The 10,133-nt window shown below is 52.0% G+C and carries 11 protein-coding genes and 1 pseudogene; 6 read left to right on the top strand and 6 right to left on the bottom strand.

Annotated features, from left to right (window positions below; translation table 11 throughout):
• Window positions 1-103 (bottom strand): annotated as a pseudogene (locus J2T58_RS07275) (IS200/IS605 family transposase); the annotation flags it as partial.
• Window positions 104-325: 222 nt separating this feature from the next.
• Between J2T58_RS07275 and J2T58_RS07270 the strand changes: the two are divergent.
• Both J2T58_RS07270 and J2T58_RS07265 read left to right on the top strand, forming a co-directional pair.
• Window positions 326-3,703 carry a Kelch repeat-containing protein gene (locus tag J2T58_RS07270; RefSeq protein ID WP_253488450.1) on the top strand — a complete coding sequence of 1,126 codons (3,378 nt, stop codon included), beginning with the start codon at window positions 326-328 and terminating at the stop codon, window positions 3,701-3,703.
• Window positions 3,704-3,816: 113 nt separating this feature from the next.
• The gene (locus J2T58_RS07265; RefSeq protein ID WP_366518459.1) at window positions 3,817-4,098 is read left to right on the top strand and encodes a histidinol dehydrogenase; all 282 of its coding nucleotides are present in this window, start codon (window positions 3,817-3,819) and stop codon (window positions 4,096-4,098) included.
• Window positions 4,099-4,140: 42 nt separating this feature from the next.
• On the opposite strand, the gene J2T58_RS11220 is transcribed toward J2T58_RS07265, so the two are convergent.
• The 4 genes from J2T58_RS11220 to J2T58_RS07250 form a co-directional block, all read right to left on the bottom strand.
• Window positions 4,141-4,452 (bottom strand): type II toxin-antitoxin system RelE/ParE family toxin, encoded by a 312-nt coding sequence (locus J2T58_RS11220; RefSeq protein WP_366518458.1) that lies wholly within the window; start codon window positions 4,450-4,452, stop codon window positions 4,141-4,143.
• Entirely contained in the window at window positions 4,430-4,708 is a 279-nt protein-coding gene (locus J2T58_RS07260) for a type II toxin-antitoxin system Phd/YefM family antitoxin (protein ID WP_253488448.1), read from the bottom strand. The genes J2T58_RS11220 and J2T58_RS07260 overlap by 23 nt, the downstream gene beginning before the upstream one ends.
• A gap of 126 nt (window positions 4,709-4,834) precedes the next feature.
• A complete protein-coding gene (locus tag J2T58_RS07255; RefSeq protein WP_253488447.1) occupies window positions 4,835-5,791 on the bottom strand; it encodes an HD domain-containing protein in 957 nt (318 codons plus the stop codon).
• Window positions 5,792-5,974: 183 nt separating this feature from the next.
• A complete protein-coding gene (locus J2T58_RS07250; RefSeq protein WP_253488446.1) occupies window positions 5,975-7,273 on the bottom strand; it encodes an ATP-binding protein in 1,299 nt (432 codons plus the stop codon).
• Between the two features lie 324 nt (window positions 7,274-7,597).
• Between J2T58_RS07250 and J2T58_RS07245 the strand changes: the two genes are divergently transcribed.
• From J2T58_RS07245 to J2T58_RS07235, 3 genes are all read left to right on the top strand, one after another.
• Window positions 7,598-8,134: an AAA family ATPase gene (locus J2T58_RS07245; RefSeq protein ID WP_253488445.1), complete on the top strand. Its 537-nt coding sequence runs from the start codon at window positions 7,598-7,600 to the stop codon at window positions 8,132-8,134.
• Between the two features lie 116 nt (window positions 8,135-8,250).
• Entirely contained in the window at window positions 8,251-8,493 is a 243-nt protein-coding gene (locus J2T58_RS07240; protein ID WP_253488444.1) for a DUF7557 family protein, read from the top strand.
• Window positions 8,494-8,497: 4 nt separating this feature from the next.
• Window positions 8,498-8,770, top strand: coding sequence for a type II toxin-antitoxin system RelE family toxin (locus tag J2T58_RS07235; RefSeq protein WP_253488443.1), 273 nt, complete (start codon window positions 8,498-8,500; stop codon window positions 8,768-8,770).
• 26 nt (window positions 8,771-8,796) lie between these two features.
• On the opposite strand, the gene J2T58_RS07230 is transcribed toward J2T58_RS07235, so the two are convergent.
• A complete protein-coding gene (locus J2T58_RS07230; protein ID WP_253488442.1) occupies window positions 8,797-9,705 on the bottom strand; it encodes a tetratricopeptide repeat protein in 909 nt (302 codons plus the stop codon).
• A 224-nt stretch (window positions 9,706-9,929) separates the two neighbouring features.
• Between J2T58_RS07230 and J2T58_RS07225 the strand changes: the two genes are divergently transcribed.
• Window positions 9,930-10,109 (top strand): hypothetical protein, encoded by a 180-nt coding sequence (locus J2T58_RS07225; protein WP_253488441.1) that lies wholly within the window; start codon window positions 9,930-9,932, stop codon window positions 10,107-10,109.
• The last annotated feature ends 24 nt before the right edge of the window (window positions 10,110-10,133 follow it).

Here is a 10,133-nt window from a genome sequence, read left to right as displayed (position 1 = left end):
ACCGATCATCGACAAAGACTCCTCTCCGGTACTTGACACACTGCACCAAATGGTAGTGCAAAGCATAGACCGAATGGGCGCCCTTATCTAATCGGCAGTCCATAGTTGCTATCAGGTGTGATGAACCATAAAGGTTGCGGGAGCTCGTAGACGGCTCTCATCCCCCAGCTTGCGCAAGGGGACTTCTCGCATGTGGAGTTAAATAGGAGTCTATGTATCTATTACTACCATTATGATTCCGCCTCGTTCTCTGACCCCTGATCATACTCCCGTAACAAAGGGCGTAATGCCATGGCAATATGAATACCACTCCTTCCATCGGGTAATGGCACTGTGGTTGCTGCTTTTGGGTATCATCTGTACTTGTCTGGTTGGAGGGGCGGCGGCATATCCTATAGCAGACTTCTCCGCGAATGTGACGGAGGGTGATGCTCCGCTTACGGTTCAGTTCTCTGATGAATCAACCGGCGAACCCGCAACCGGCCTGGCATGGTATTTCGGCGATGAGCCTTTTGATGGTGCGTGGATCCGGGTTGATGACACTCCCGGGTGGAGCGGCCGGTGGGGTCAGACAAGTGTGGTGCTCCCTGACAGCAGTATTGTGCTGATGGGCGGATGGGATGCTGGCGGTAGGAAGAACGATACCTGGCGCTCTTATGATAATGGATCCACGTGGACGCAGGTAAATCCCGGTGCCGGATGGAGCGGCCGAGCCTGGCATACGAGTGTGATCCTCCCTGATGGCAGCATTGTGCTGATGGGCGGGGAGGCTGACGGCGATATTCCGCTCAACGACACCTGGCGTTCCGAGGATGGTGGAGCCACGTGGAACCAGGTGAATCCCGGTGCAGGGTGGAGCGCCCGGTATAGTCACACGAGTGTGCTGCTCCCTGATGGCAGTATTGTCCTGATGGGGGGAACAGATGATGATGTTTATACGAACGATGTCTGGCGTTCCCCTGATGGTGGAGCCACATGGACGCAGGTGAGTGCGAGTGCCGGATGGAGCGAGCGATACACTCATACGAGTGTTGTGCTCCCTGATGGCAGTATTGTCGTGATGGGTGGAGCGGATAGTGCTGATAATCTGATGAACGATGTCTGGCGTTCCCCTGATGGTGGAGCCACGTGGAACCAGGTAAATGCAAATGCAGGTTGGAACGGGCGATTTGGGCACACGAGTGTTCTGCTCCCTGACGGCAGTATTGTCCAGATGGGTGGATCGGGTTTCCCTTTTAGTCTGAGGAACGATATATGGCGTTCTTCTGATGGTGGAGCCACGTGGACACAGGTGAATGAGAGTGCCAGGTGGAGCGAGCGATTAGGGCACACGAGTGTTGTGCTCCCAGACGGCAGTATTGTGCTGATGGGGGGATTGGATGGCAGTTTTCAGAACGATGTCTGGCGACTTGAGACGGCAGGATCCTATGAGCAGAATCCTGGTCATATCTACAATAATCCTGGTGTCTACAACGTCACCCTTCAGGCATACAATGCCGGGGGATCGAATGCGACGATTAAACAAGGATACATCACTGTTACCACCCCTCCTCCGGTAGCGAACTTCACCGCCACCCCGACGAGGGGCCCGGGTCCGTTACAGGTGACCTTCACCGACGAGTCCACAGGTAGTCCAGATGAATGGCTCTGGGACTTCGGGGATGGGTATACAAACACTACTGCAAACCCTGTGCATACATATGAGAGCCCGGGGACATACACCGTGAGCCTGAACGCGTCAAACGCAGGTGGTAGTAACACAACCGAACGGCTGGGATATATCACGGTTACCATTCCTCCACCGGCAGCTGACTTCACGGCAGCACCGGGAACAGGTGCTGCCCCGCTTACGGTTCAATTCTCTGACACCTCATCCGGCGACCCCGCAACCGGCTGGGCATGGTATTTCGGCGATGAGGCTTTTGACGGTGCGTGGACACGGGTGAGTGAGAGTGCAGGGTGGAGTGGTCGTCTGTGGCACACGAGTGTTGTGCTCCCTGATGGCAGTATTCTGCTGATGGGTGGAATGGATAATGAAGGTTATAAGAACGATACGTGGCGCTCTTATGATAATGGAGCCACGTGGACGCTGGTCAATGAGAGTACAGGGTGGAGCGCCCGGGGACTGCATACGAGTGTGGTGCTCCCCGATGGCAGTGTTGTGCTGATGGGGGGAATGGATGCTGGGGGTGTGATGAATGATACCTGGCGCTCTTCTGATAATGGATCCACGTGGGTACAGGTCAATGCCAGTGCAGGGTGGAGTCCCCGGTCACTGCCTACGAGTGTTCTGCTCCCGGATGGCAGTATTGTCCTGATGGGGGGGGCGGGTTCTGGGGGTCCTATGAATGATACCTGGCGTTCCTCTGATGGTGGAGCCACGTGGACGCAGCTGAATCCCGCTGCCGGGTGGATCGAGCGGATGGACCACAGGAGTGTTCTGCTCCCTGATGGCAGTATTGTGCTGATAGGTGGAATGGATAGCGCTGATAATCGGATGAACGATACGTGGCGTTCCCCTGATGGTGGAGCCACGTGGACCCTTGTGAACGAGAGTGGCGGATGGATCGGCAGCATTGGACATACGAATGTGGTGCTCCCTGATGGCAGTATTCTGCTGATGGAAGTGAATGGTGGCGCTATGAATAACGCTGTCTGGCGTTCCCCTGATGCTGGAGCCACCTGGACGGAGGTGAATACGAGTGCCGGGTGGCCCATCCGGGTTTGGCACACGAGTGTTGTGCTTCCGGATGGCAGTATTGTCCTGATGGGGGGTTTTGATGACGGCGATTCTCTGTTAAACGATACCTGGCGCCTTGAGACCGCCGGATCATATCTGGAGAACCCCCTGCACACCTACAATAACCCCGGTCTCTATAATGTCACCCTTCAGGCATACAATGCCGGGGGATATACTGCGGCGATGAAGGAGGGGTATATCACTGTCACAACTCCAACTCCCGCCCCAACTCCGACACCCCGTCCCTCGGGCGGTGGCGGGAGCTCTGCACAGACTGTGAGCAATGTTGGATCGACCTCCTTCCTGCAGAGCAGCGCCGGCCAGGTACTCCAGAACTACAATCTTGGAACCGCTGATGGCTCTGCACAATTGAAGATACCCCTGGGAACTACAGTCCTTAACGCAGATGGTGGATCAGCAGGTACGATTTCGATCATCGATACCTCACCGGGAAGACAGTCGGGAGAAATCCCGGATGTTTCGGTCGATGCAACCTTCATTATTGCAGGGACCGGCTATGCGGTTTCGGGCTCACCTGCCGGTACAACATTCTCTCCGGCAATCCTCCTTACCTTCACCTTCACAGATGAGGAGTGGAGTGAGTTGATGGCAGATGCCGATGACAATCCTTCAAACCTGGTGATAAAATGGTATAATCCAAGGACAGAGTCCTATGAGGATATCGAAACGAGTGTTGACCCGGACTCCCAAACAGTGAGTGCGTGGATCAGTCACTTCAGCATCTACGCCGTATTCGTTGACTCTGAGGCATCTGCAACGGTTGTACCAACAACTCCTCAGACGACAGATACTCCCGGTCCGGTCACAACGGCTCCACCGCAGCCCGTCGTACCTGACGAAGGGCCTCGATTCCCGGGGATATATATGATCATTGGCATTGTCGTCATCCTTCTGCTCATTGGTGTAGCGTATTATTCTATCAAAAAGAAGGAAGAGAGATAATCCACTCTTTTTTGAATATAATAAAAGCAGATATCCCGAATAATCATTAATTACAGATTCGCCGGTGCTTCAGGCGGGATCATCCCGCGGTAAGATCTGGTTCAACAGGAGATTTGTTGGGGGAGAAACTCCGATATCCACTCCACAGCTCTTTTCCGCTTTTCTCCCCACCATCTGTCCTCACAGCTTGCTCCAAGGTAGCTGAACCGAGGGCATTCTTCCATGAGGTTGGCCATGCGGGATCGATCTTTGTCGGGCCGTATACGCCGGTCGCCTGCGGTGTTGATGTATCAGGGACAACCCATGTGCTTCCGACGTCGGGGTATGCCTCTGTTTATTTTGGCCTTTTTCTCTACCATTTCTGCACACGGTCGCAGGTCCGGAACCTGACCTGATTGAACAGTGGTACACCAGCTTTCACCGGATTGAGATGATGGCTATCTGAAAAACCGTGTATCCAGCAACCTTGCTGTATGCACTACACGAAGAATGATCACTTTTGATCCGGATACTCTGAAGATGATTCGATAATTACTATACAGAAGATGACGGTATGCTGTTCCAAGAAGTTCGTTTTCTGTTACGGGTGAACAGCGCAGGGGAAGGGTACCAAGCCCTGCTATAATCTCTTCAAGATGTACAATAAACGCTGTTGCTCTTTCTGTGTTGTCGCTTGAGATATAATCCCAGATCTCCTCAATATCCCGTTCAGCAACGGTAGTGATCTCAACCTGATATCTGCTTTTCACGTTTGAACTCACGGATAAAATCACTGGCCGAGCGTGTATCCCCGTTCTCTACGTCTTTTTCTGCCGGAACAAGCAATCGAGCGAGATTCGCTGCTTCAAGGTATTTTTCATATACCTTTATGTCAAGCAGGATGGAATCAGCCCTCCCATTAACAGTAAGGATAACAGGCCGGCCGGTTGCATGGAGGTGATCAAGAATTTCACGGGTGTGGCGTTTCAGATCCGTGACTGATCGAATATCTTCCAGAGGGCTCATGTATGTCATATGGTGCCTTGTGTTATATAGAATTTAGCATTGAATGTGATGCTATATATCGTACCTTCGCCCCACCTCACATCCGGGTTCTTACATTATTCTTTTCTGTCTTTGACAGAAGAAACCCTATATCCTGTACACCGGCCTTCCACCCTTCTCTCCGCGCCACTTCCCTTCGCCCCGGGCAAGCCCTGCGATATCATCTGCGGTCTCGCGGAGTGTCGCACTCGAGATGTCAGCAAGGTGAACCGCCCATGCCTCCGAGGTCCGTGGGGCCACATCGCCATGGTCGCCATGATGTGACTGGACAATATGGAGAAGATGAAGGAAGGTTGCCTCATCGCAGAAGTCCCTGAACCGCTCGAGGAGGGTGATCCCAAGCGGGATGTGGCCGATGAGATCGTACTCGGGGCGGGCGGAAAACCCGATACCTTTCTCTTCAAATGAGAGTGCCTTGCCGATATCATGGAGGAGGGCTCCTGCGATGACCAGGTCACGATCCAGGTTGAAGCTCTTCTGCGCATCGACCATGGCAACGGCGATCTTTGTGGTCTCGAGGGTATGTTCAGCAAGCCCTCCTGCATAGTCATGGTGGCGTTTCTTTGCAGCAGGCTTCTCATAGAAGCCACCGGCCTCCATCAGGGCGAGGGCAACGGTCATCCGGAGACCTCCGTTTCTGATCGATCCGGCGAGGGTCTGTATCTCTTTTGCCGTCTCTTTGATATCCACCGGCGAATAGATGAACTCCCCTTTTTCAGATGCCGGGATGGCAACCGGGGCGGCGAGTTCCAGCACACCCTCATTGACATTCACCTCGCAGTCGCCGTTGTAGACCTTTGCAGTTCCCCTGATCCGGTAGACCTCTCCCGGCTGAAGGCTCCGGCAGAGCGCCTCGATCTCTTCTGTGGTCTGGGATGCAAGCCCCCAGATCTTGCATGGTATCTTCCCGGTCTTATCCGAGAGGATGGCATGGAGATACTTCCCGTCCTGCCGCTTCTTCTTCTCTTCAATGCTTTCAAGGAGGAAGAGAGTCTCAACCGGCGTTCCATCACTGATATCTGTTATATACTGGGTCTTCTTCATAGGGTCACCTGATAGGACGTGTGGTTCTGACAATTGTATGAGGATCTGGTCGTTGAGACGTATTTTGTGTATCGGTGGGATACACGGGATCTTCGTGGTTGGAAGAAGGTAACCGGTATCAATAGAGCAGATACCTTTGCATCAACGGACTATGAAGAATCATTGCCGGATGTCTGACCCCCCCTATGGGTAGAGATCCGGATAGAGCATGTATTTCCATGCAGGAGTGATGATGAGATCCTTGCCGTCGATCTCTTCATGGCCGGAACGGTCCATTGTCAGGATGTATCCCTTTGGAAGATTATATTCATGGAGAGCATCAAGGAGTCCGTGTATATCTCTCTTTTTTGTCTCACTGTTCTGTATTTCCGCAGATACCTGTATGGCAGAGAGAACAGATGGTTCTTTCATGATCAGAAAGTCACATTCCTTTTCGGATACACCGGAGTGGTAGAAGAGGGAGTACCCTTTCTTTGCCTGCAATAGATGGAGAAAGACCAGATTTTCAAGTTTCTGTCCGGTGTTTTCCGAGAATCTGAATGATACGGTATTTAAGAAGCTGTTGTCTCCTGCATATACTTTTTTTGATGCCTGAGCCTGTTTCTTCAGGGAGAAATAAAAAGCCGGCAGCGTATAGAAGAGATATGAGTCCCTGAAGTACCCGATGTACTGGCTGATCGTATTTGTGCTTTTCAGTCCTGTTACGCTTAGCAGTGTAGAGTAGGTAAATTTTGATGAGGCATTCGAGGCGAGGTAGGTGGCAAGACGTGCAAGGCCTGCCTGCTCACGTACAGCATAGCGGTTTTCGATATCCCGCTTCAGGATATCATTGAAATAATACCCCGATAATTCGATATTCTTCTCTTTTAAGACCTCGGGAAACCCGCCATATTCGATATATTCCTTGAAATAATGAAAAATTTCTGCAGATCGATCTGAGGTGAGGAGATGAAACGGCGGGATCTCTATCCCCTTCAGCCGTAAATACTCACGGAAACTGAATGGATGGAGAGCCAGCACGACATTTCTTCCCGTGAGTGCTGTTGCAATCTCTCCCCCCAGGATCTTCGCATTCGATCCTGTGACAAAGACTTTATGGCCTTTAAAATGGAGGTTGTTTACCCATCGTTCCCATTGTGGAGCGTACTGTATTTCATCAAAGAAGAATACCGTCTTCTTCTTACGGGAGAACAATTCTATTGCAATATTTTCGATATCATGGTAATTGTCTGTTGTGATATCCAGGAGCCTGATATCCTCAAAATTGATGAAGAGGATATTCTCATCCCGTCGCTGGTATTGATCTGCAAGGAGTTTCAGGACGGTGCTCTTTCCTGATCGCCTGATGCCTGTTATGATGACGATCTCTTTACCACGCATATATTTGTGGAGATCGATCTCCCGCTCTATCGTGTCTTCAGGTATCTCTGCAAAGATCTCCTGATGCTGCACGATGACATCCATGAGCTGCGCTTTATCCATGGTACATCCACCTCAGTATCTCTCTTGTCGCCTCCCATATATAACCGTTCTTTTCCATTGAGATGGTTTAATATAATGAGAATATCATTGGCAAAGAAAGGTTACCTTTAGCTATCCATTCGTTTCTCTCAGTCCTGTATTCCGACCAAAATGGAAAGCAGCGGCGCTCAAAGACGTATGAGTCCTGTGGTTCATTTTTAATGGGCATTTCGATCTTTATATATCCGGGTGCCACAGAAATGAGCAGGCAGATACGTCATGATAGTATGGTGAGGCATGGAACAGCAGGAAGGTCAATCTCTCGGGCAACCCGTAATCGGGAAGATGAAGATTCTCATCATCGGAACACTTGGTGCCGGGAAGACAACACTCGCACGGGCCCTTTCAGATGAGACGGGTTTTCCGTATACATCCATTGATGACTGCCGGATCAGATATTCTGATGGCTCAATCGTTGGTGAAGAGACTGCATGGGATTATTTCCTGGAGGCTTGTTCTGATCCATCCCCGGCAATCCTTGAGTTCTCAGGCATGGGTCCGTATGCCCAAATGGTCTGCGATGCACTCCTCGGCTCGAAATTGCCGGTTGCAATCATATGGATTGATTGGCCCCACGATCTCTGTATCGAGAGGGCTTCAAAGCGGGAGAAGAATATCCCTGCACCATATATCTGGGCGCCAATCGACTATTCTGTTCCCGCTATCTATTCCGGGATCGAGATCGCCTGGGAGGAGATATGGAGTGCCGAGCCCTCGTTCCAAACGATGAGCATGGCGTTCTCCCGTGATGCACCCCCGAGTGAGGTCTATGCGAAGGTCGAATCATACCTCCGGGAGCTCGTACCGAAAAGGGTGTTATAGTGGCTCGGTCCGGCCAATCCTGATATCCGCTGGAATGAACTCCCCTCCACGCACCTGCCTGATTACCTGATCAGCTATGCGAAGGTATATGACGATATATCATAATATATAGCGATATGCCTGCTGTCACAACAATCCGAATCAGCACCGATCTCCGGGACCGGTTGGCATCCTTGAAGGTGCACCCGAAGGAACCATTCGAAGATGTCATCGAACGACTTATCGAGACTGCGATCGACGATGAACCTCTCAGTGATGAAACCATCCGGGCAATAGAGGAGTCGCTTGACGATATCAAAGCCGGGAGAGTTCAATCCCTTGAAGATGTTGCAGACGAGCTTGGTCTTTTGGATGCCTGATTAAATGGCGTACAAAGTGCTTATCTCAGCCCGTGCAAAAAAAGATCTCAGCAGGCTCCCGGTACCTGTCGGAAAGGCAGTATACCGGGAGCTGGCCTCACTCGCCGGTGAAACGAATCCACAAAATCATGTGAAAAAGCTCAAAGGGAGCAGTGATCCGTATTTTTATTCTCTGCGGGTAGGGAACTACCGGGTAATCCTCACAATCGACAATGCGATGATGATCATCCACGTGATTGAGACAGGCCATCGAAGCCCGATATACCGTCAGTATTGAGGGTTATAGGACGAAAGAAGCCCCATTTAGGACTCCCCCTTCCTGATGACGCCCCTCTCCTCTGCCTCCCGGATCTCCTCATCGCCGGGATCAAGAATGCAGAGCCGCGGGCTCTCACGTGCTTTCTCATAGGCCTGGCCTGCCTCCACGTACCGTCCAAGCCGGGCGAGCGCCAGCCCCCGGTAGTACCATTGAAACCGGGCTGCTGTATCAAAGGTGATCAGCTTCTCCCATGATTCAATCGCTTCTGCATGCTTCCCGAGGGCATCGAGGGCAGAGCCCCGGAGATACCATGCATGGCAGAACTCCGGGTAGATAGCTATCGCCCGATCACATGATTCAACCGCCTCCTCATATCTGCCGAGGGCATAGAGGAGTGCTCCACGGAGAGACCATGCATCCACATACCGGGTCTCGATTGCCAGTGCCCGATCATACGAGTCGAGCGCCTCCTCATGCCGCCCCATTAGCTCAAGGGCATGGCCCCGGTTGGTCCATCCCAGTGCAAACCCGGCATCATGATGGACCGCCTGATCAAAGGCGTCAAGAGCCTCGTCATACCGCCCAAGGGCACCCAGTGCCAGCCCACGGTCATTCCAGGCACCTGCATGCTTCGGATTGATCGCCAGTGCCCGGTCATAGGATTCGATCGCCTCCTCATGCCGGCCGGCCGCCTCAAGGGCATTGCCCCGGTTGATCCATGCCGGACAATGGCCGGGCTCAAGCGTAAGCGCCATATCATAAGACTCGATCGCGTCGGTATGGCGGCCGAGATTGCTCAGTGCAGCACCCCGGTTGTGCCAGGTATCGGCATGGCCGGGGTGTCGGGCAAGAGAGCGATCAAATAAGGCAAGCGCTTCGTCATACCGGCCGGCTAAAGAGAGCTCGACACCTTTGTTGAAGTCGCTTTTTCTGAGGAAGTCAAAGAGTGGCATGGTTGTGGATCGGGTTTTTTCTACAATATCCAGTGCGCTGAAATTATTAAATGCTCCGCTTGCTGAGGGTTGGATTCTGGAAAAAGTCGGATTGTTCACCGGGTTGATATCCTGACAGATTCAAGTGCATCATGTACCCACCATTCGCCATAATCACCTCAATAAACGCAATGACACCCAACCACAATGTATAACCAACCATAGCATCCCTATTTTTTATGCCAATGAACGTCATTGATCGCCTCGCAGACGCAGCGTATGATGATGAAACCCTCTCCCAAGAGGAGATTGATGGCCTCAAAGTGAGCGAGGAGGCTATCAAAGCCGGCCGGTATCGTACTCTTCGCGACATCATGCGTGATCTCGGCGATGATCATGTCATGGTGCAAACGGGTGGCGAATAGGGTACAATGCGACTCTTAGCCCAT

This window comes from Methanocalculus alkaliphilus (genome assembly GCF_024170505.1).
Taxonomy (GTDB): Archaea; Halobacteriota; Methanomicrobia; order Methanomicrobiales; family Methanocorpusculaceae; genus Methanocalculus; species Methanocalculus alkaliphilus.
Note: the sequence above shows the minus strand (reverse complement) of the source record. Positions and strands in the feature narration are given on the sequence as shown.